Below are 19,762 nucleotides of genomic sequence, written 5' to 3' on the forward strand. Positions count from 1 at the left end.
CAGCCCAAGAACGGGTTTGACTAGACAGGCGGAACCGCGCGACACTGGCGAAAAAATCACGGGGAGTTGAAACGACCGATGTCACCAAGCGGCCAAACGGTTGGAAAGCCTGCATGAGCGCGTTGTTGTGCGTCAGAGACCTCAGCATCGGCTTTGGTGCGGGAAGTTCCGTGGTCGCGGATGTGAACTTTGATGTCAAACCAGGGGAAACCTTGGCGCTGGTCGGTGAATCGGGATCGGGAAAAACCATCACGTGCCGGGCCGTCTTGCGGATTCTGCCGCGAACGGCCCAGATACGCAGCGGCACGATAACTTTGAATGATTCCAAGGGCACATGTAACCTGACAGCGGTCACCGAACGGGAAATGCGCGGCATTCGTGGCAATCGCGTTTCGATGATCTTTCAGGAACCAATGCGATCACTGTCACCTCTGCACAAGATTGGTAATCAGGTCAGTGAAGTCCTGTGGCTGCATCGTGGGCTTTCCGAGTCTGAAGCGCGAAAAAAGGTCCTGACGCAGTTCGAGCGCGTGGGCTTTCCAGATCCGCAGCGCGCCTATGACTCCTACCCGTTCGAGCTGTCGGGCGGAATGCGCCAACGCGCCATGATTGCGATGGCCATGGTATCCAAACCCGAGTTGCTGATCGCAGACGAGCCAACCACCGCGCTGGATGTGACCACTCAGGCTCAGGTTCTGGGGCTGATCAAGGAATTGCAGCGCGAGACTGGCATGGCGCTTATTCTGGTGACCCATGATCTGGGCGTGGTTGCCAACATGGCCAAACAGGTTGTGGTCATGCACAAGGGCCGCATCATGGAGGCTGGCCCGGCCGCACCAATCCTGACCTCCCCGGCGCATCCATATACCAAACAACTGTTTGATGCTGCGCCGGAAATTCCAGATCAGGCTGCTGTGGGCATACCGATGCCGGACGACGATCTGATCCTTCAGATGAAGGGCGTCTCAAAGACCTACTCGATGCGGTCCAGCAAAGGGTGGCAGGCCGACAAGGAAATCTATGCGTGCAAAGGGGTCGATCTGAATCTTGCACGTGGCAAGACGCTGGCCATTGTTGGTGAAAGCGGATCAGGTAAAACGACAGCCGCGCGGATCGCGTTGGGTGCGGAACTGCCCGATCCCGGCGGAGAAGTCCTGTTTCGCACCGCGCCGAATGCCGATCCCGTCACGGTGCACAACATGACCCGCGCCCAGCGCACGGCGTTTCAGCGCAATGCGCAGATGGTGTTTCAGGATCCCTACAGCTCGCTCAGCCCGCGGATGCGCATTCAGGACGCGATGACTGAGCCGCTGGAAATTCACCGCATCGGAACAACCGCCGAGCAGCGCGACAAGGCCGCCGAGATGTTGCAGCGCGTCGGCCTGACAGCCGACATGCTGAAACGCTATCCACACGCCTTTTCGGGGGGGCAGCGGCAACGTCTGTCGATAGCCCGCGCCATGATGCTCGACCCGCAGCTCATCGTGTGTGACGAACCCACCTCGGCGCTGGACGTATCGGTACAAGAGCAGATTCTGACCCTGTTGGAAAATCTGCAGGAAAGCCTGAACCTGTCCTATCTGTTCATCTCGCACGATCTGGCTGTGGTCGCGCGGATCGCCGACGAAGTTGCCGTGATGCGTCGCGGCCTGATCGTCGAGCAAGCACCACCCGAAACTCTTTTCTACAATCCGCGCCACCCCTACACCAAAGCGCTGATTGCCGCTCAACCCGAACCCGACATCAATCGCCCGATCGACCTGCAAGTGGTTTCCTTGGGCGCCGGCGCGCCGGACAGTTGGGATGAAGCCTTTCGTTTCTCGGACACCGTGATACCCTCATTGGTGGAATTGGAACCGGGCCATAAGGTACGTTGCCATGTTTAAGACCACTCGCCCCCTGATCCTGACCGCTTCGCTGGCGCTCATCGGGATGCTGCCCGCCACGGCAGAGACAATTCCGACGCCGCAGGAAAGCGTGTTCTGGAACGCGGAAGTAGAAGCGGGCAATCTGCCACCCGTTCAGGAGCGCCTGCCAGCGGACCCGCTGATTGTAGATCTGGCAGCAAAGGGTCGCGAGTTCGGCAAACAGGGCGGCACCCTGCGCACCATGATCACGCGGTCCAAAGATATTCGCCAGATGGTTGTCTATGGCTATGCCCGGCTGGTCGGATTCGACCAGAACTATGAGATTATCCCCGATTTGCTGGCGTCGTTTGAAAACGAAGACGGCCGCAAGTTCACCCTGAAACTGCGCGAAGGGCACAAATGGTCAGACGGTTCTCCGTTTACGTCGGAAGATTTCCGCTATTGGTGGGAAGACGTTGCCAACAACAAATTGCTCAGCCCGTCAGGCCCGCCGGATTTTCTGATTGTCGAAGGCAAATCACCCACCGTTACCTTCCCGGATGAAACCACGGTAATTTTCGAATGGGAGGACCCTAACCCGGGTTTTCTACAATCGCTGGCTCAGGCACGACCACCCTTTATCTATCGCCCAGCAGCTTTCCTGAAACGATATCACGAGAAATATGCCGACCCCGAGGAACTTGCCTTTCTGGTCGACGATGCCCGCGTCAAAAGCTGGGCCGCGCTGCACAACAAGCTCGACAACCTGTACAAGTTTGACAATCACGAATTGCCCACGTTGCAGCCGTGGCTGAACGCAAGTTCCGGCAAGAAAATCCGCCACAATTTCGTACGTAACCCCTATTACCACCGTATCGACAGCCAAGGGGTTCAACTGCCCTATATCGACGTGGTCGAGATGGAGATCGTTGCCCCCGGTCTGGTCGCTGCCAAAACCAATGCAGGGGAAAGCGACCTGCAAGGCCGGGGTCTGGATTTCCGCGACGCTTCGATCCTGAAAAAAGGCGAAGCGCAAGGCGGCTACAAGACATTGCTGTGGAAAACCGGCGTTGCGTCGCAAATCGCGATCTATCCGAACCTCAATTTCGAGGATGACGTCTGGCGCGATGTGCTGCGTGACGTCCGTGTACGGCGCGCCCTGTCCGTTGCCATCGACCGCGAGACAATCAACCAGGCTTTGTATTTCAAGCTTGCGCATCCCGGCGCAATGTCGGTTCTGCCTGCCTCGCCCTTTTATGATGAGAAGAATGCCACCGCATGGGCCGGTTACGATGTCGGCCAGGCCAATGCGTTGTTGGATGAGGTCGGCCTGACCAAGCGCGACAAGAACGGTGTCCGTCTGTTACCGGATGGCCGCCCTATGGAACTGGTGATCGAAACTGCTGGTGAGCGGCAAGAGGTTGAAAACGCCTTGCAAATCGTCACCGACACCTGGCGTGAGATCGGGGTCAAGCTGGTCATGCGCCCATTGGATCGCGATATCCTGCGCAACCGGGTGTTTGCCGGCAACTCGATGGCATCGGTCTGGTATGGATGGGATGACGGCATCCCGCAGGCACACACGTCTCCAACCTATCTGGCACCCACCGATCAGGTATTCCTGGCCTGGCCAAAATGGGGCCAGTTCTACCAGACAGGTGGTGAAGCCGGGGAAGCCCCCGACATGCCCGAGGCAGAACGTCTGATGCAACTGGCCCATAACTGGGAGGTCGCCACAACGGACGACGAACGCAAGGAAATCTGGACGGAAATGCTTAAAATCCACGCCGATCAGCTTTATGCCATTGGTATCCTGAATGGAGCACCCCAACCCATTGTCGTGTCGAACCGTCTGCGCAATGTGCCGGAACAGGCCATGTGGGCATGGGAGCCCGGTGCGCATTTCGGCGTTCACCGCCCGGACGAGTTCTTTTTCGCCGACTAAGCAGGAGCAGCTAAATGGTCATGCTGCGCTATGCGGTGTATCGCTTTTTCACGATGCTGCTGACATTGTTGGTGGTCTCGGTCCTGATCTTCATAATCATCAACCTGCCGCCCGGTGATTACCTGAGCAACCAGATTGCCGAGCTTCAGGCCTCGGGCCAGTCAGCGGGTGTCGCCAAGGCCGAGTTTCTGCGCGCCGAGTACGCTCTGGATCGCCCTATGTGGGAACAGTACCTGATCTGGATAGGCTTCTGGCCGGGACCACACGGATTTTCAGGTCTGATCCAAGGCAATTACGGCTGGTCCTTTGAGTTCGACCGGCCTGTATCGGAAATCGTAGGCGACACGCTTTGGTTGACGGTCGTCGTCAACCTTGCCGCGATCCTGTTTGTATATGCCGTTGCCCTTCCCCTGGGTGTTATTGCTGCGGCGCGATCACGGACGTGGATTGATTATACCTCGGCCTTTGTGGGTTATCTGGGGTTGGCGACCCCAAACTTCCTGCTGGCCTTGATCTTGTTCTACTACGGGCATCGGTATTTCAACCTGCCTATCGGCGGTCTGATGGACCCCCAATTCGAAGGTCAGCCGCTGAGTTGGGACAAGATGAAATCCATTCTCATCCACCTGATCGTTCCGACTTTTGTCATCGGAACCTCGGGCGCATCGGCGATGATGCAGCGCCTGCGGGCAAATATGCTCGACGAACTGGGGAAGCCCTATGTGGAAACGGCCATTGCCAAGGGCATGGCCCCGTCGCGGATGCTAACAAAATATCCGTTGCGCGTGGCATTCAACCCGTTCGTTGCGGACATCGGTAACCTTCTGCCATCAATGGTGTCAGGATCGGTTCTGGTTTCAGTCGTTCTGGGCTTGCAAACCATCGGGCCGACTTTGCTGACAGCACTGAAAACGCAGGATCAATTCCTGTCCGCATTCATCCTGATGTTTGTCGCGCTGCTGACGCTTATCGGCACGATGATCTCGGATATTCTGCTGGTCATGCTGGATCCCCGCATACGGTATGAGGGGCGCGAAGCATGACCGAACGTCCTGACAATCGCTACGTCGATGACGCGCCTTTTGATCCGCAGGCATCGATACAGCAACTGGAACGCGCCGATCTGGATGCCCCAAACTGGGTGTTGGTCTGGCGCAAGTTCCGCACACATAAGCTGGGCCTGATCTCGGGTATCTTCCTGCTGCTGTGCTACCTGATGCTGCCGTTTGCCGGTTTCATCGCGCCGTATGGCCCTAATGACCGGAACGGAGAGCATCTGTACGCGCCACCACAATCCGTGAACTGGTTTTACGACGGCGCTTTTATCGGCCCCCATGTTTTTCCAATCGTCGCCGAGGCGGATCTGGAAACCTTCCAGTGGAAGTTCGTCCCTGACACTGATGACCCGCGCCCGATCCGGTTCTTCTGTGAAGGATCCGAATATCGACTTGCAGGTTTTATCAAGACAGATACGCATCTTTTCTGCGCGCCGGATGGTGCCACTTTGTTCCTGTGGGGTTCCGACAGGTTGGGGCGCGATATCTTCAGCCGCATCCTCTATGGCGCGCAGTTGTCGCTGACCGTGGGTCTGATCGGTATTTCGGTATCGTTCTTTCTGGGTATCCTGTTCGGTTCGATGGCGGGTTATTTCGGTGGGCGCATCGACTGGGTCATCAACCGGGTCATCGAAATCCTGCGCTCGCTGCCGGAATTGCCGCTGTGGCTGGCACTGTCTGCCGCCGTGCCTTCGAATTGGAGCCCGGTTGCCGTATTCTTCATCATTTCGATCATCCTCGGTATCCTCGACTGGCCCGGGCTGGCGCGTTCGGTCCGTGCCAAGTTCCTGTCCCTGCGCGAGGAAGAATACGTGCGGGCCGCAGAAATGATGGGCGCAAGCTCGGGCCGGGTGATCCGCAAGCACTTGTTGCCGAATTTCATGTCTCATTTGATTGCATCTGCCACCCTGTCGATCCCGGCAATGATCCTTGGGGAAACCGCGCTGAGCTTTCTTGGCCTGGGCCTTCGTGCACCAGCGGTCAGTTGGGGTGTGATGCTGAATGACGCGCAGAACCTCGCATCGATCGAGATCTACCCCTGGACGGCAATCCCGATGCTGCCGATTATCGTGATCGTACTGGCCTTTAACTTTCTAGGTGACGGATTGCGCGACAGTCTGGACCCGTATCAGCAATGAGCCTTCTTGCCACCCTTCCCGCCGCCGACCGATATCGCAGGATCGGCACTGGCGCTCTGCCAAGTGCTTTTGCCGTTTCCGAACTGGCGACGGCCAGCTTTGCAGCCGTTGGGCAGGAAATGGCCCGGCTTTTGCAGGCGCTGAACCTGACCCAGAAAGCCCCCGAGATCGCCGTCGACCATCGGCTGGCATCGTTGTGGTTCGGCTATTCCTTCAAGCCCGACGGCTGGGAAATGCCAAACCTGTGGGATTCGGTCGCGGGGGATTACAGGGCGTCAGATGGCTGGATCAGGCTGCACACCAACCTGCCGCGCCATCGCGCGGCAGCGATGAAGGTTCTTGGCACCCCGCCAGAGCGTGAAGCTGTGACAAAAGCCGTCAGAACCCGGGCCATATCCGATTTGGAAACCGATATTGTGGCCGAAGGCGGTGTGGCCGCTGCCATGCGCAGCCGGACCGAGTGGCTTGAACATCCGCAGGGCCGCGCTGTATCGCGCGATCCGTTGATTGGTTGGCAAGGCCCCCGGTACGTCAAGCTACGCGAGAGGCCGCAGGCAACCCCTGCAAGACCTCTTGCCGGGTTGCGGGTTCTTGACCTGACGCGCGTTCTGGCAGGTCCGGTATCGACACGCATATTGGCCGGTTTCGGGGCCGAGGTTTTGCGGATCGATCCGCCCGGTTGGGACGAACCCGGCGTGATCCCTGACATTTCACTAGGCAAACACTGTGCTTATCTCGATCTGAAATCGACCAACGACATGGAAAGGCTGCAAGAACTTCTGCCCCAAGCGGATGTATTCGTTCATGGGTACCGGCCCGGCGCTTTGGACGCACTTGGCCTGACCCGCGCCAAGCGCGATGAACTGGCACCGAACAGGGTCGAGGTGACGCTGAATGCCTATGGCTGGCAAGGCCCCTGGTCGACCCGGCGCGGGTTTGACAGTCTTGTCCAGATGAGCGCGGGAATTGCGCATGCGGGCATGGAGTGGGCTGACGCCGACAAACCGACGCCATTGCCGGTTCAGGCTTTGGACCACGCAACCGGCTACCTGATGGCAGCCGCCGTCCTTTCCGCATTGGCCGAGGCCGCGTCGGGCAATTCCATCATGCATGCGCATCTGTCCCTTGCCCGCACCGCCGAGCTTTTGGCGGTTCTCGGCAAAGACGACGTCGAGGCAGAGACCATTATTCCGACGCCCACGGATTACTCCCCTGCGACAGAGGTTTCGGGCTGGGGACCAGGGCACCGCCTCAGATCAGCCCTCAGTCTCGGTGAAACTGTGCTGCAATGGGATTTACCGGCGTCGAAACTGGGCACATCTGACCCGGTCTGGCCCTTCGTTTCCAACTGACCTCACGCTTTCGGGGGCACCTCATCCGAGACTCAACACAAGGCGGCGGCGGGACTCTCTACCGGTCGTCGCCATCCGGCCCGATATCGTCCAGATAGTCCTCGTCAATTGCGGCCTGAACAGCCCCTGTCACGGCCTCACGCTGTTTTTGCGTCAGGTCTTCCGCCTCTTTGCCATCTGCCAATCTTACAGTGACCTCGCGATGCGCAAACTTGATCCCCTCTCGCGCGAACAGCTCGCGAATGTCCTGATAGACCTTTTTGCGAACCAGCCACTGGTCGCCGGGTTTCGTCATGAACTTGACCCGGATGATCATCGCTGAATCCTGCATCTCGATCACGCCCTGTGACTTCAGCGGTTGGATGAAATTGTCTCCGATTACGGGATCGGCCAACAACTCCTGACCCAGTTTCTTGATCAATTTACGAACCTTCTCGACATCGGTGTCATAGGTCACGCGCAGCGGCAGCTTCATGATCACCCAATCGCGCGAATAGTTGGTCAGCACTTTGATCTCGCCAAAGGGAATGGTGTTCAGCGCACCCAGATGGTGACGCAGTTGCATGGACCTGACCGAGATTTTCTCGACCGTCCCTTTCACATCCCCAATGTCGATATATTCCCCTTTCCGGAACGCATCATCCAGCAGGAAGAATGCGCCGGAAAAAATGTCGCGCACCAGCGTTTGCGACCCGAAACCCACGGCCAGACCAACCACACCGGCACCCGCAAACAACGGGCTGACATTGATACCCAGTTCCATCAGGACAATTAGTACGATCGTGACCACGACAACAGCCAGAATTGCGCCCCGGAAAAGTGGCAACAACGTTGCCAGACGGCTTTGCCCGCCTTCCCCGCCTTCGTCGCCCAGTTCAACCTCGGTGCCATCGTCGGATTCTTCAGCGATCTTGCTGTCGATCCAGATCCGAAAGAAATGAAACAGGATGTACCCGATAAACAGGACGACCATCACATCCAGCGCACGTTCTACCGGCAGATCCTCGCTCCAGTCCGCGTTCGGGTACCATATCACGACAAGCGCATAAGCCCCGAGCACGAAAGCCAGAATTCCGGCTACCCGGCGGGCCAGGTCTTCATAAGTCAGAAGATGCTGCTTCGGCTGTTCAGCCTCGGGTATATCCGCCGCCATGACGCCTTCATCCGCTGCCTCGGCTTCCCCGTTTATTTCGCTAATCATGCGCGAGCGGTCAAAATACCGCTCCAGCAGGTAGTTCATTGCACCATAGGCCACGACCACGGACATGAAGATCAGATAGCTGCTTGCAATCAACGGCAGCGGTGTCGGATGCTCCAGCGCCAGATCAACAGCCAGACGGAACCAGCTGAACACGACATAGATGATCAATGCCGGCGCCCAGCCAAATGACACAAACCGCAGCAGCCAAGACACCTGTTCGGATGCCCGCCCACCCCGGATCGCGTTCGAGATGGCACGGGCGTTGAATAGGATCATCAGAATATTACCCAGCGCGCCCAGCATCGTCAGACCGCCATACACCATGGCGTAGACGTTGTAGTTCAGCCCAAAATCAGCGACCCAGGTGGAAAACAGGACGACCGAAATATCATAGGTCGCCAGCACGGACGCCCAGATGTACAGCCTGCGCGCATTCTTGTCCGAAAAGGGCGGTAATCGATATTGGCTCAGATAAGGCGACAGGACCATGCGCCACAGGTCCGACACCGTGCGCGACAGGAAAAAAGCCGTAAAGATGGCGGTGATCGTGAACTGGACCGAGATATCCTCGGCCTCGCCAAAGATCAGATACCCGACGATCAAAGCCATGATCATTGCAAAGACCGTAGCACCGATCCCCATCAGGAACCGGAACAGCAGGAACGGCATCTTTTCCCGATAACCCTGTGGTTCGTCCTTGATCCGCGCCACCACCCAGCGGCGCGCGAACCGTTTCCCGTAAATCTCGATCGACAGCCACCGCCCAAGTAACAGGAACAGGATATTCCAGCCCAACACCTCGACATAGGTCTGGATACGGCCATCTGGGCTGGTCTGGCGCAGGATGTACTGTACTTCAAAAATAGAATAGGGCAGCGCCTCGAGACGGGAATTCATCGACTCGCGGAATTTCGAGAACCGCTCTTGCGCCTTCATCAGCTGCGAACCGTCACCCATCGGGTTGCTCGAATCGCTGTCCGCGCCCCCCGAACCTGCATCCTTTCCACCTGCCGTTGTCACAACCTGACCGGCACTGTCGATGACAATGACACTCGCGCCTGCATCGCTGGCAGCACGGATTGCAGCGGCCAAATCACTTTCCTTGTCGGTCCCGGACGAACTGCCCGACCCGGAAGAATATCCGGGAATCAAGGACGTCTGCGCCAATGCACCAGTGGGAACGCTCAGGAAAATGGCCCACAACGCCAAAAAAAATACGGCCGGAAAGTTATTTCGCATTGGGTCTTGCATCCAGTTTTTGCCGATATTGGCCAGATTACAGAAGCGTTTCAGGCAGTTCAAACACTCGCATCACTCCGTCTCAATATCGTGTTTGGACGTGTTCTTGGCGCACTCTGATGCTCGCAGGTGTTTTCAATCTTGCCATAATTGAATATGACCGGGCAAAAGTTTCAGGTCCGACCCGATTGCCTTCATCGGGATCCTTATGCGATCTTCTCTAGCTGTGGTGCGATATGCCGCGAAGTTGTCAAAACGCTGTTGCCAAATCGCAATGCTTGAAACATTTGCAAATGCGCAAATCCGCCTTTGGCAAGCGTGGTATTGAAATATACGGTAACGCTAGCGAACGCGCGGATTTCGCTCTGGGATCAAGAAGACGGGCAACACTATGAGCCTTGGCACAACCAATTCTAAACCGGACCGCGCGCCGCGTATCCTGTTTTACAGCCATGACACGTTCGGTCTGGGGCATTTGCGCCGGTCCCGCGCCTTGGCTGCGGCAATCACGCAGGCGGACCCAAGCGCCTCGGCGCTGATCCTGACGGGTTCACCCGTGGCAGGCCGTTTCACTTTTCCGCGCCGGGTTGACCATGTGCGCCTGCCCGGTGTGACCAAGCGTGCGGACGGCTCGTATGCCGCGCGCACAATCGGAATGGGGATCGACGAAGTAACCGAATTGCGTGCGGGATTGATCCAGACCGCGGTTCAGCAGTTCGACCCAGACGTGTTGGTGGTCGACAAGGAACCGACAGGGTTCCGGGGTGAGCTGTTGCCAACACTGAAATATCTCGAACGCCATTGCGGTACGAAACTGGTTCTGGGCCTGCGTGATGTGCTGGACGAACCCGAAGTGCTGGCCGCCGAATGGGCACGCAAAGAAGCCATCGAAGCGACCGAGCGGTTCTATCATGAGATCTGGGTTTACGGATCACAGTCGATCTACGATCCGACGCAAGGATTGCGGCTGAGCGCGTCAGCGCGATCGCGTATTCACTGGACGGGATATCTGCGCCGCGATCTCGGCCCGGTCGGGGAACCGCCTCAGCAACCTTATATCCTGATCACACCCGGCGGCGGTGGCGATGGTAAGGCGCTGGTCAACCTTGTGCTGTCCGCCTACGAGAAAGACCCGGACCTGTCGCCGCGTGCCGTGTTGGTCTATGGCCCATTCCTGTCGGGTGAATTGCGCAACGATTTCGAAGCACGGGTTGCCGCATTGAATGGTCGCGTAACTGCGGTTGGATTTGAATCGCAGATCGAAACGCTGTTTGCAGGGGCCGAAGGCGTGGTCTGCATGGGTGGATACAACACGTTTTGCGAGGTCCTGTCCTTCGACAAACGGGCCGTCATTGTTCCACGCACCACACCTCGTCTGGAACAGTGGATAAGGGCCTCACGCGCGGAAGAGCTGGGGCTGGTCAAGATGCTGGACGAACGACGCGACAGCCTGACACCCGACGCAATGATCCGTGCCATCCGCAATCTGCCGCACCAATCTGTGCCGTCGCATGCCATCCAAAGTGGATTGCTGGACGGTTTGGACTATGTCACCGACCGCATTGACAGCCTGCTGACACGGGAACAGAAACGAGCCACTGGATGAACTCGGCCTCTCCCAATCTGGCGGTTGTGGTCAAAGGCTGGCCGCGACTGTCAGAAACATTTATCGCTCAGGAACTTGTTGCCTTGCAGGAAGCCGGGCACCGATTTGACATCTGGTCTCTGCGCCATCCGACCGACACCAAACGTCACCCTTTGCACGATCGATTCTTGGGGCAGGTTCGCTATCTGCCGGAATACCTGCATGAGGAGCCACAGCGGGTGTGGGCGGCCCGCGCTGCCGCCCAAGACCTGCCCGGCTATGCCGAGGCCTACAAGATCTGGCGGCACGACCTGCGCCGCGATCCCACGCCGAACCGCATCCGCCGGTTTGGGCAAGCATGTGTTCTGGCCGCCGAGTTACCCGCCCAGACGCAGGGGCTCTATGCCCATTTCATGCACACCCCCTCGTCCGTCGCCCGATATGCGGCCATCATGCGCGGTCTGCCATGGAGCTTTTCCGCCCATGCCAAGGATATCTGGACCTCACCGGACTGGGAAAAGCGTGAAAAGCTGCAGGCTGCAACATATGGGGCCGCTTTCGGAGCCACCTGCACGGCAATCGGCGCGGAACACCTGCGCAGCCTCGCTGATGACCCCAACCGCGTGGACCTTATCTATCATGGCCTGGACCTGTCGCGCTTCCCCGAACCGCCAAAGCGCAGGATACGCGCCGCTGGCGATCCGTTTCACATGATTTCCGTTGGGCGGCTGGTTGAAAAGAAGGGCTTTGACCGCCTTATTGCGGCCTTCACGCTGCTGCCGGAAAACCTGGACTGGCATTGGACCCACATTGGCGGCGGGGGTCTTGGGGACTCACTACACAAACAGGTGCGCGCTGCTGGTATCGTGGACCGCATCACCTGGAGGGGGGCCTGCGATCAGCCCGAGGTGATCGAAGCCATGCGCAAGGCCGACCTGTTTGTTTTGCCCAGCCGTGTTGCTGCGGACGGGGACCGGGATGGATTGCCGAACGTGTTGATGGAGGCCGCATCGCAGCAGTTGCCAATTCTGTCGACACCGGTTTCGGCCATCCCGGAATTCATCCAATCCGGAACGCATGGCGTGCTGTCTGATGACGACCCGGCTGCATTGGCTTCGGCCATTTCAGCTTTGGCCGCTGATCCGGAAACGGCAGCATCTATGGCGCGTGCAGCCTATGACCGCCTGATTGCAGATTTTCGAATGGAACCCGGTATTTTACGGCTGTCGGCACGGCTGAAAACCCTGAGCATGGAAGACGCGTAATGGCGCGGGTCGCGTTTTATGCGCCAATGAAATCCCCCGGCAGCCAGATACCCTCGGGCGACCGCGAAATGGCGCGAAACCTGATGCTCGCCTTGGCGGCGCAAGGGGATAAGGTCGAACTGGCCTCGGACCTACGCATCTATGACAAGAACGGGGACCGGGACCTACAGCGAACCCTTGTTCGCGCGGCTGAGATTGAAGCACAGCGGCTGAACGCCGAGTTGCCCTTTGATACTGATCTTTGGGTGACTTATCACAATTACTACAAAGCACCCGACCTGCTGGGCCCCAAGATCTGCCAGGCGCGCGGCATTCCGTATGTGCAATTGGAAAGCACGCGCGCATCAAGCAGGCTGAACGGACCGTGGGCCGATTTCGCCCAAGCGGCGCATCAGGCGTGTGATGCAGCGGATATCATTTTCTACCACACTGCCAATGACCTGATTACGTTGGAACGGGACCGTTTTGGCAAGCAGGCACTGGTTGAATTGCCGCCATTTCTGCTTGAAACCGTGTTGCCTGTGGCTACGGCCGGGGACGGCCCCATGCTTACTGTCGGAATGATGCGGCATGGGGACAAGCTGGCGTCCTACCGGATTTTGGCCGAAGCCCTTTCGCACCTGACATGTGACTGGAACCTGAACATCGCGGGGGACGGACCGGCGCGGCCGGATGTTGAAGCGTTGATGGTGCCGTTCGGAAGCCGGGTGCACTTTCTGGGCCAGCTCGACCGGGCGGACTTACAGAAAATCTACCAACACGCATCCCTGCTTGTCTGGCCCGGCGTGAACGAAGCCTATGGGATGGTCTATCTAGAGGCGCAGGCGACAGGCCTGCCCGTGGTCGCACAGGATCGTCCCGGCGTTCGGGACGTGCTGGCACCTGCGGTTTACCCACCGATTGAAGCTGGGGCCAGAGGGCTTGCCGATCACATGCAAAACCTGCTTGAGGATACCGCGCAGCGCCACGCGTTTGGGGAGAATGCGCGCAGCTATGTGGCCCGGCGTCATCTTATGCCTCAGGCGACCGAACGGTTGTGGGCGCATCTACGGCCCTTGTTGAAGGATGTATCATGACCCGTCTTGCACTACTTCGCCACGGGCATACCCACTGGAACCGCGCAGGGCGCATTCAGGGGCGCAGCGATATTCCGCTGGATGACGACGCGCGGTCTGAGCTGGCCGGGTATCGCTTGCCTGATCCATGGGCCGCCGCCGATATCTGGTCCAGCCCCTTGCTGCGCGCCAGCGAGACGGCACGCATCGTGTCTGGGCGCGCCCCGAAAACCTCGGACGCGCTGATAGAAATGAATTGGGGCGACTGGGAAGGGCTTCGAGGCGTCGACCTGATCGCCGATGAAACCAGCGGGTATCGCCATATCGAAGACTGGAGTTGGGATTTTTGCCCGCCTGACGGTGAAAGCCCTGCCGAGGTCTGGACCAGGCTGCACCCCTGGGTGTCCGGGCTGCGGCAGGATACAGTCGCGGTCTGCCATATTGGCATCATGCGGGTCATTCTCGCCCAGGCGTGGGGTTGGGATTTTGATGGTCCCGCCCCCTTCAAGATCAAGCGCAATCGGCTGTATATCGTCGATATGAATACGATGACCGCAGATCCGGACCCTGTTCGCTTGATCAAACATGGGCGGCTTCCATGAAGGTGATGATCGTTGTCACGCACCTGTTGGGAACAGGGCATCTGAGCCGGGCTCTGACATTGGGCCGGGCCTTCCGGGATGACGGTCACGAGGTCATGGTCGTCTCGGGTGGGATGCCTGCGCCTCAACTAGACAGCAGCGGGCTAACCCTGTTCGGTTTGCCACCGCTCAGATCGGATGGAACCAATTTCACGCGGCTTCTGACTGAAAGCGGTGCCGAGGCCGATGCTGATTATCATCGCGCGCGCGTGACAGCCATGGTGCAGGCGGTAAACAGCTTTCAGCCGCAAATCCTGATAACCGAGCTTTTCCCCTTTGGGCGCCGGTCGCTGGCAGCGGAATTCGACGCGGCCCTGAATGCGGCACGGGCCCTGCCTCAGCCTCCGGTCATCCTGGGATCGATCCGCGATATTCTGGCCCCGCCATCCAAACCCGCCAAGGCCCAGCGTACTGAAGATATCGTCACCCGCTTTTATGACGGCATTCTTGTTCACTCGACCGAAAGTGTCACACCGCTTTCGGTCAGTTGGCCGGTGTCGGACCGATTGGCGGAACGGCTGCATTATACCGGTTTTGTTGCGCCGGAACTGCCTCAACCGCATCCGCAGTCCGTTGGGCGGGGCGAAATCCTTGTCAGCGCCGGCGGCGGTTCCGTGGGGCAACCGATCTTTCGCGCGGCCATCGAGGCCGCCCGCCAGATGCCCAACAGGCGCTGGCGCCTGTTGATCGGCGGGACGGATGCCAAGGCAAGGATCGCAGAGCTGTCCCAACTGGCTGAAGGAACCTCGGCAATTCTGGAACCTGTGCGCCCCGATTTTCGCCAGATGCTGCCCCATGCGGCGGCATCGGTCAGCATGTGCGGTTACAACACCGCCATGGATATTCTGCAAAGCGGAACACCCGCTGTTTTTGTCCCATTCGATGATGGCAAAGAGGTTGAACAGGGGCTGCGTGGGCAAAGCCTGTCGAGTTTGCCAGCCATCGAGGTGCTTCTCAGCCGAACCTTGAGCGGGCAGGCGTTGGCGCAGGCCGTAGAGCGCGTCATTTCAGATGGGCCCCGCGCGCAGCAGGATTTCGGGTTTGATGGTGCGGCCCAAACCGTGGAAATCGCCAAGCACCTGCTGGAGCGGCGTAAATGAACCCGGACTGGCACCCACTTGAGGTCGAGCTGACCCATTGGCGTGCAGCGGGCCTGTCGCTGCCGCTGTGGTGGCGAGATGATGACGCAATCGCTCCGACATCGCAGTTGGACCGGCTGTCCGATCTGGCCGCGCAGTTAGGCCTGCCGGTACATCTGGCCGTCATTCCGCGCGCGGCAACCCCTGCGCTGGCCGACTATGTTGCGCGCAGCGAAACTCTCATTCCAGTGATCCACGGGTGGTCCCACACGAACCATGCGCCCGCCGGTGAGAAGAAAGCCGAGTTTCGTCTCAACCGTCCGTTGGACCGAGTTGTCGCGGATGCCGCGGCAGGATTGTCTCGCCTTGACGCCTTGTTCGGCAACACCCTGCGACCGATGTTTGTCCCTCCGTGGAACCGCATTGCACCAGAAGTCATCGAACATCTTCCATCGCTGGGGTATCGCGTTCTTTCAACGGCAACGCCCCGCAGAACAAAAATGGCGGCAACGGGTCTTGAGCAGGTCAACACACATCTTGACCCGATTGACTGGCGGGGTGCACGCGGTCTGATCTCTCCGGACCGCCTGATCGCACAGACAGTTAACCTCCTGCGGGACAGGCGCGAAGGCCGCGCAGACAACGCCGAGCCTTTTGGAGTATTGACCCATCACATCGTCCATGATCAGGACATCTGGGCCTTTACCGAGGCGTTGCTGAAACATCTGCTGGACGGTCCTGCCACACCCTGGGTCGCACCAAAGAACGAATAAGGACATCGTCATGAGCCGACTGGATTCCATGCTGCGCCGACTGACGGCCCAACGTGACGGGCTGAACTGGGCAGCCGAACAGATCAGTGGCCAGCCCGGCGATGTGCTGGATATGGGTTTGGGCAATGGTCGCACCTATGACCACCTGCGAGAAATTCTGCCGCACCGCCGGATCTGGGTGATGGATCGTGTGCTGCAATGCCATCCCGACAGCACCCCACCGGTCGAAGATTTCCTGCAAGGCGAAGCTGAACCCATGCTGCGGAAACTGATGGCCGAAGGGCACAAGATCGCGTTGGCGCATTATGATTTCGGACGTGGCATCAAACACGAAGATGTGGCCGAGGCCGCACGCCTCAGCCCGTTGATCGCGCAAGTGATGCAGCCCGGTGGGTTGTTGATATCCGGCCAGCCCCTTGTCGGCTTCAACCAGATCAAAGGGCCCGAGACGATCGCGCCGGACCGTTACCTGTTCTATACGGCCTGATCACGCCACACGGCGACCGCGCGCCCAAACTGAGTTGAGGGCTGGCACACCCGCGCGCATCCGGAAACGGATAACATCGGCGCGGGCATTGGCGCGCAACTCGCCACGATCCTCCAGCCTGGCGGCCTGCGCCGGGGCCAATGTGACGGTCTTCATTCCACGCGCCATATCGCCCCACATTTGACCCAGCATGACCGCAGACAATAACAAGGCCGACGGCACGTAATCCGAGGACATTACGTCCAGATGCCCAAGCTCGGCCAATTCGCGGGCCGCAACATTGCCGGAATGAGAGCCACCGCGTACAACGTTTGGCGCACCCATCATAACCTTGATACCATGTTCATGACACGCCCGTGCGGCCTCCACCGTTGTGGGAAACTCAGCCAGCCGAATGCCGTGACCTGCCGAGACCTTCACCTGATCTTCGGTCGTATCGTCATGACTGGCAAGAACGGCCCCAAATCGGCGCGCGGCCTTGACGGTTTCGACCTCGTGCACATCGCCGTTGCGATCACGTAGGCTTTTCAGCTGAGCCACATGCTGAAAGAACGTATCATCGTCCATTGCATATTTGCCCTTCAGAAAGGATTCCAGCTTGCCCATGTTGCGAAACTGACGCTGGCCGGGGGTGTGATCCATGATGGACACAAGGCCGACCCTATCCTCGGGTCCAAACTCGTCCAGTTCTTCGATCAGTGTCTCGGAACACACCTCTGCCCGCAAATGCAGGAAATGGCTGATCTTAAGCGCATCCTGCTCGCGCAGTTCCCGCAACTCCCGCGACAGGCCGCGGGCATATTTTCCGTACCGTCCGGCGCCGGACGGGATCGAACCAACCCGCATCGCATCGAACACACTTGTTATCCCCACGCTGGCCAGTTCCGCGTCATGGGCCAGAATGGCGGCGGCATGGGGCCAATGTACATTGGGGCGCGGCTGAATATGGCGTTCAAGATTATCCGTGTGCAACTCGACAAGACCGGGGCTGACATAGTCGCCTTCGCAGTCTATCGCACCTGCGGGAACTGCACTCCCGGTGTCAATTTCGATGATAGTGTCATCCACAATTCGAACACAGCCGGTGACAGTTTCATTCGGCAACACAAGCGTGGCATTGGCAAGGATCAAGTCTTCTGTCATCTGAACTTCACACAATCTGAGGTATTGGAAGGCCACTTAATAGGAGGCCAATGTGACATTCACGCGATACGCGATCTATTTTGCGCCGCCCGCCGGGGCGGTCTGGACGGATTTTGCGACCAGCTGGCTGGGCTGGGACATGGAAAAGGGAACGCAGGTCGCGCATCCGATCATGGGCGGCATCGACATTGCGACCATCACTGAGGTGCCGCGCAAATACGGGCTGCACGCGACATTGAAACCGCCGTTCCGGTTGCGCGATGGCCTGACCTTTGACGCGTTGCACCAGGCGTGCATTGCGCTGGCTGCAACTCGGCAGCCTGTCACACTTGACGGTCTGGAAATTGCCCGCCTTGGACGGTTCCTGGCCCTGTGCCCGCTGGGTGAAACGCAGGCGCTGAATGCGCTGGCCGCGGCCTGTGTTCGCAACCTCGACCGGTTTCGCGCACCTGCCACTCAGGCTGAACTGACGCGCCGCCGCGCCGCCGGGCTGACCCCCGAGCAGGACGACAATCTGACCAAATGGGGTTATCCCTACGTGCTGGACGCGTTTCGATTTCACATCACGCTGAGCGGCAAACTGGACAAACCAACCCTCAAGGCAACGCAAGAAGCACTGCAAACCCATCTGAGCCCTTTGCTGCCGCAGCCCTTCCAGATCACTGATCTTGCCCTGATGGGCGAGACGGAAGATGGGTGGTTTCACCTGATCCATCGCTACGCGCTTTCCGGTTGAAGGCGGCGCAGGATTTCGGCGACCGTGTCTTCCAGCGCGCCGGAATTGTCGACTTCGATGACCCGGTTCAGACCATCCGGCAACTCCGCGTTGGCGCGACACAACCGCCGCGCCTGCTCGTCTGCGCTTTCCCGTCCCCGCGCGGACAGGCGCCGCGCCAAAACTCCGGCATTTGCCGTCAGAGAGATCACGATCAGGTCTCCAAACACCTTCTGCGCCTGTAAAAGAACCCGGCGAGAAAGATTGACCAGAACCGCATTCGCCCCCTGACGCTGTCGCAAAATCTCAGCAGGGATACCGTAGAACAGACCATGCGCGGGCCAGCTCAGCGCGAAAGCGCCTGCCTGTTCCATCTGCTGGAATTCTGCGACCGAAACCCGGTCGAAATCCTCGCCTTCTTCGCCTGCGGGGCGGGTGATCACCCTTCGCACGCGCCGGGCGCCGCGCACCTTTGCCTCCAACGCTTCCATGACACTGTCCTTGCCGACGCCCGAGGGGCCAACAATCGCTATGACAGGGGCAAGTGTCATGCCGCCAGTCCCGGCGTGAAGTCGGCGACATTGACTTCGCGGTCACAGACACGCTCACGTGCATCAAGGTCGTGGAATATCCCGACAATCGCCGCGCCACGCCCTTTTGCCTCTTCAATCAGTGACAACACGGTTTCGCGGTTCTGCGCATCCAGGCTTGCCGTCGGTTCGTCCAGCAACATCGCCGGGTAGTCATGGGCAAAGCCACGTGCAATATTCACCCGCTGCTGTTCCCCGCCCGAAAAGGTTGTGGGGCTCAGGGTCCACAAACGCTCAGGAATGTTCAGCCGCTTCAGCAACCCGGTGGATTTCTCCAGCGCCTCAATTCTGTCGCAACCCACGGCCAGCAAAGGCTCTGCCACAACGTCCAGCGTCGGCACCCGCGGCACGACCCGCAGGAATTGACTGACATAGCCCAGCGTTTCCCGGCGGAGGGTCAAGATCTGGCGCGGCTCGGCTTTTGCCACGTCCAGACCTCCTACCAACACCTGACCAGAGGCCGCCAGGTAGTTGCCATAAATCACGCGCATCAGCGTGGACTTGCCCGCGCCTGACGTCCCCGTCAAAGCAACGCACTCACCCGGTTCAACCTTCAGCGACGCTTCTTCCATCACCGGGATAACGACACCGCCCTGATTGTGCAGGGTAAAGCTTTTGCTCACATTGATCAGTTCAATCATTGCTTCACCT

17 protein-coding genes are annotated in these 19,762 nt (G+C 58.9%); 13 read left to right on the plus strand and 4 right to left on the minus strand.

Annotation, left to right across the window (positions count from 1 at the left end; all coding sequences use genetic code 11):
* Positions 1-113: 113 nt before the first annotated feature.
* Genes ACR0JI_RS15135 through ACR0JI_RS15155 form a run of 5 tightly spaced genes read left to right on the plus strand, consistent with a single transcriptional unit; the run spans position 114 to position 7,338 of the window.
* Entirely contained in the window at positions 114-1,886 is a 1,773-nt protein-coding gene (locus ACR0JI_RS15135) for an ABC transporter ATP-binding protein (RefSeq protein WP_480494880.1), read from the plus strand.
* Positions 1,879-3,792, plus strand: a complete 1,914-nt coding sequence (locus ACR0JI_RS15140; RefSeq protein WP_480494882.1) for an ABC transporter substrate-binding protein — start codon at positions 1,879-1,881, stop codon at positions 3,790-3,792. Before ACR0JI_RS15135 ends, ACR0JI_RS15140 begins: the two co-directional genes overlap by 8 nt.
* Positions 3,793-3,806: 14 nt before the next feature.
* A complete protein-coding gene (locus ACR0JI_RS15145; protein ID WP_480473819.1) occupies positions 3,807-4,835 on the plus strand; it encodes an ABC transporter permease in 1,029 nt (342 codons plus the stop codon).
* Positions 4,832-5,986, plus strand: coding sequence for an ABC transporter permease (locus ACR0JI_RS15150; protein WP_480473820.1), 1,155 nt, complete (start codon positions 4,832-4,834; stop codon positions 5,984-5,986). Before ACR0JI_RS15145 ends, ACR0JI_RS15150 begins: the two co-directional genes overlap by 4 nt.
* The gene (locus ACR0JI_RS15155) at positions 5,983-7,338 is read left to right on the plus strand and encodes a CoA transferase (protein WP_480494884.1); all 1,356 of its coding nucleotides are present in this window, start codon (positions 5,983-5,985) and stop codon (positions 7,336-7,338) included. The genes ACR0JI_RS15150 and ACR0JI_RS15155 overlap by 4 nt, the downstream gene beginning before the upstream one ends.
* A gap of 58 nt (positions 7,339-7,396) precedes the next feature.
* Here ACR0JI_RS15155 and ACR0JI_RS15160 read toward each other — a convergent pair whose 3' ends face one another.
* Positions 7,397-9,778 (minus strand): mechanosensitive ion channel domain-containing protein, encoded by a 2,382-nt coding sequence (locus tag ACR0JI_RS15160; RefSeq protein WP_480494886.1) that lies wholly within the window; start codon positions 9,776-9,778, stop codon positions 7,397-7,399.
* 391 nt (positions 9,779-10,169) lie between these two features.
* On the opposite strand from ACR0JI_RS15160, the gene ACR0JI_RS15165 reads away from it, so the two are divergent.
* The 7 genes from ACR0JI_RS15165 to ACR0JI_RS15195 are packed head-to-tail and all read left to right on the plus strand — an operon-like array spanning position 10,170 to position 16,663.
* Positions 10,170-11,384: a glycosyltransferase family protein gene (locus tag ACR0JI_RS15165; RefSeq protein ID WP_480473823.1), complete on the plus strand. Its 1,215-nt coding sequence runs from the start codon at positions 10,170-10,172 to the stop codon at positions 11,382-11,384.
* A complete protein-coding gene (locus ACR0JI_RS15170; RefSeq protein ID WP_480494888.1) occupies positions 11,381-12,628 on the plus strand; it encodes a glycosyltransferase family 4 protein in 1,248 nt (415 codons plus the stop codon). The genes ACR0JI_RS15165 and ACR0JI_RS15170 overlap by 4 nt, the downstream gene beginning before the upstream one ends.
* On the plus strand, positions 12,628-13,704 hold the full coding sequence (locus ACR0JI_RS15175) for a glycosyltransferase family 4 protein (RefSeq protein ID WP_480473825.1): 1,077 nt from the start codon (positions 12,628-12,630) through the stop codon (positions 13,702-13,704). The genes ACR0JI_RS15170 and ACR0JI_RS15175 overlap by 1 nt, the downstream gene beginning before the upstream one ends.
* Positions 13,701-14,285 (plus strand): histidine phosphatase family protein, encoded by a 585-nt coding sequence (locus tag ACR0JI_RS15180; RefSeq protein ID WP_480473826.1) that lies wholly within the window; start codon positions 13,701-13,703, stop codon positions 14,283-14,285. Before ACR0JI_RS15175 ends, ACR0JI_RS15180 begins: the two co-directional genes overlap by 4 nt.
* On the plus strand, positions 14,282-15,424 hold the full coding sequence (locus tag ACR0JI_RS15185; protein ID WP_480473827.1) for a glycosyltransferase family protein: 1,143 nt from the start codon (positions 14,282-14,284) through the stop codon (positions 15,422-15,424). The genes ACR0JI_RS15180 and ACR0JI_RS15185 overlap by 4 nt, the downstream gene beginning before the upstream one ends.
* A complete protein-coding gene (locus ACR0JI_RS15190) occupies positions 15,421-16,176 on the plus strand; it encodes a polysaccharide deacetylase family protein (protein WP_480494890.1) in 756 nt (251 codons plus the stop codon). The genes ACR0JI_RS15185 and ACR0JI_RS15190 overlap by 4 nt, the downstream gene beginning before the upstream one ends.
* Positions 16,177-16,186: 10 nt before the next feature.
* Positions 16,187-16,663: a class I SAM-dependent methyltransferase gene (locus ACR0JI_RS15195; protein WP_480494892.1), complete on the plus strand. Its 477-nt coding sequence runs from the start codon at positions 16,187-16,189 to the stop codon at positions 16,661-16,663.
* Here ACR0JI_RS15195 and ACR0JI_RS15200 read toward each other — a convergent pair whose 3' ends face one another.
* Complete coding sequence (locus ACR0JI_RS15200) at positions 16,664-17,806, minus strand: alpha-D-ribose 1-methylphosphonate 5-triphosphate diphosphatase (protein ID WP_480473830.1); 1,143 nt, start codon at positions 17,804-17,806, stop codon at positions 16,664-16,666.
* Positions 17,807-17,858: 52 nt separating this feature from the next.
* On the opposite strand from ACR0JI_RS15200, the gene ACR0JI_RS15205 reads away from it, so the two are divergent.
* A complete protein-coding gene (locus tag ACR0JI_RS15205) occupies positions 17,859-18,542 on the plus strand; it encodes a DUF1045 domain-containing protein (protein ID WP_480494894.1) in 684 nt (227 codons plus the stop codon).
* Here the strand turns inward: ACR0JI_RS15205 and phnN are convergent.
* Both phnN and phnL read right to left on the minus strand, forming a co-directional pair.
* Positions 18,524-19,072, minus strand: coding sequence for a phosphonate metabolism protein/1,5-bisphosphokinase (PRPP-forming) PhnN (gene phnN, locus ACR0JI_RS15210; protein WP_480494895.1), 549 nt, complete (start codon positions 19,070-19,072; stop codon positions 18,524-18,526). The two genes, ACR0JI_RS15205 and phnN, sit on opposite strands and share 19 nt — an antisense overlap.
* Entirely contained in the window at positions 19,069-19,752 is a 684-nt protein-coding gene (phnL, locus tag ACR0JI_RS15215) for a phosphonate C-P lyase system protein PhnL (protein WP_480473833.1), read from the minus strand. Before phnL ends, phnN begins: the two co-directional genes overlap by 4 nt.
* Positions 19,753-19,762: the final 10 nt, after the last annotated feature.

The sequence above is a fragment of the Ruegeria sp. N10 genome, from assembly GCF_056531545.1.

What these genes read in the sequence shown, in the direction of transcription:
- phnL (WP_480473833.1), bottom strand. Translation starts at nt 19,752, where the DNA reads ATGATTGAACTGATCAATGTGAGCAAAAGCTTTACCCTGCACAATCAG.
- ACR0JI_RS15180 (WP_480473826.1), top strand. Translation starts at nt 13,701, where the DNA reads ATGACCCGTCTTGCACTACTTCGCCACGGGCATACCCACTGGAACCGC.
- ACR0JI_RS15185 (WP_480473827.1), top strand. Translation starts at nt 14,282, where the DNA reads ATGAAGGTGATGATCGTTGTCACGCACCTGTTGGGAACAGGGCATCTG.
- ACR0JI_RS15165 (WP_480473823.1), top strand. Translation starts at nt 10,170, where the DNA reads ATGAGCCTTGGCACAACCAATTCTAAACCGGACCGCGCGCCGCGTATC.
- ACR0JI_RS15160 (WP_480494886.1), bottom strand. Translation starts at nt 9,778, where the DNA reads ATGCGAAATAACTTTCCGGCCGTATTTTTTTTGGCGTTGTGGGCCATT.
- ACR0JI_RS15150 (WP_480473820.1), top strand. Translation starts at nt 4,832, where the DNA reads ATGACCGAACGTCCTGACAATCGCTACGTCGATGACGCGCCTTTTGAT.
- ACR0JI_RS15195 (WP_480494892.1), top strand. Translation starts at nt 16,187, where the DNA reads ATGAGCCGACTGGATTCCATGCTGCGCCGACTGACGGCCCAACGTGAC.
- phnN (WP_480494895.1), bottom strand. Translation starts at nt 19,072, where the DNA reads ATGACACTTGCCCCTGTCATAGCGATTGTTGGCCCCTCGGGCGTCGGC.
- ACR0JI_RS15200 (WP_480473830.1), bottom strand. Translation starts at nt 17,806, where the DNA reads ATGACAGAAGACTTGATCCTTGCCAATGCCACGCTTGTGTTGCCGAAT.
- ACR0JI_RS15155 (WP_480494884.1), top strand. Translation starts at nt 5,983, where the DNA reads ATGAGCCTTCTTGCCACCCTTCCCGCCGCCGACCGATATCGCAGGATC.
- ACR0JI_RS15170 (WP_480494888.1), top strand. Translation starts at nt 11,381, where the DNA reads ATGAACTCGGCCTCTCCCAATCTGGCGGTTGTGGTCAAAGGCTGGCCG.
- ACR0JI_RS15145 (WP_480473819.1), top strand. Translation starts at nt 3,807, where the DNA reads ATGGTCATGCTGCGCTATGCGGTGTATCGCTTTTTCACGATGCTGCTG.
- ACR0JI_RS15140 (WP_480494882.1), top strand. Translation starts at nt 1,879, where the DNA reads ATGTTTAAGACCACTCGCCCCCTGATCCTGACCGCTTCGCTGGCGCTC.
- ACR0JI_RS15175 (WP_480473825.1), top strand. Translation starts at nt 12,628, where the DNA reads ATGGCGCGGGTCGCGTTTTATGCGCCAATGAAATCCCCCGGCAGCCAG.
- ACR0JI_RS15135 (WP_480494880.1), top strand. Translation starts at nt 114, where the DNA reads ATGAGCGCGTTGTTGTGCGTCAGAGACCTCAGCATCGGCTTTGGTGCG.
- ACR0JI_RS15190 (WP_480494890.1), top strand. Translation starts at nt 15,421, where the DNA reads ATGAACCCGGACTGGCACCCACTTGAGGTCGAGCTGACCCATTGGCGT.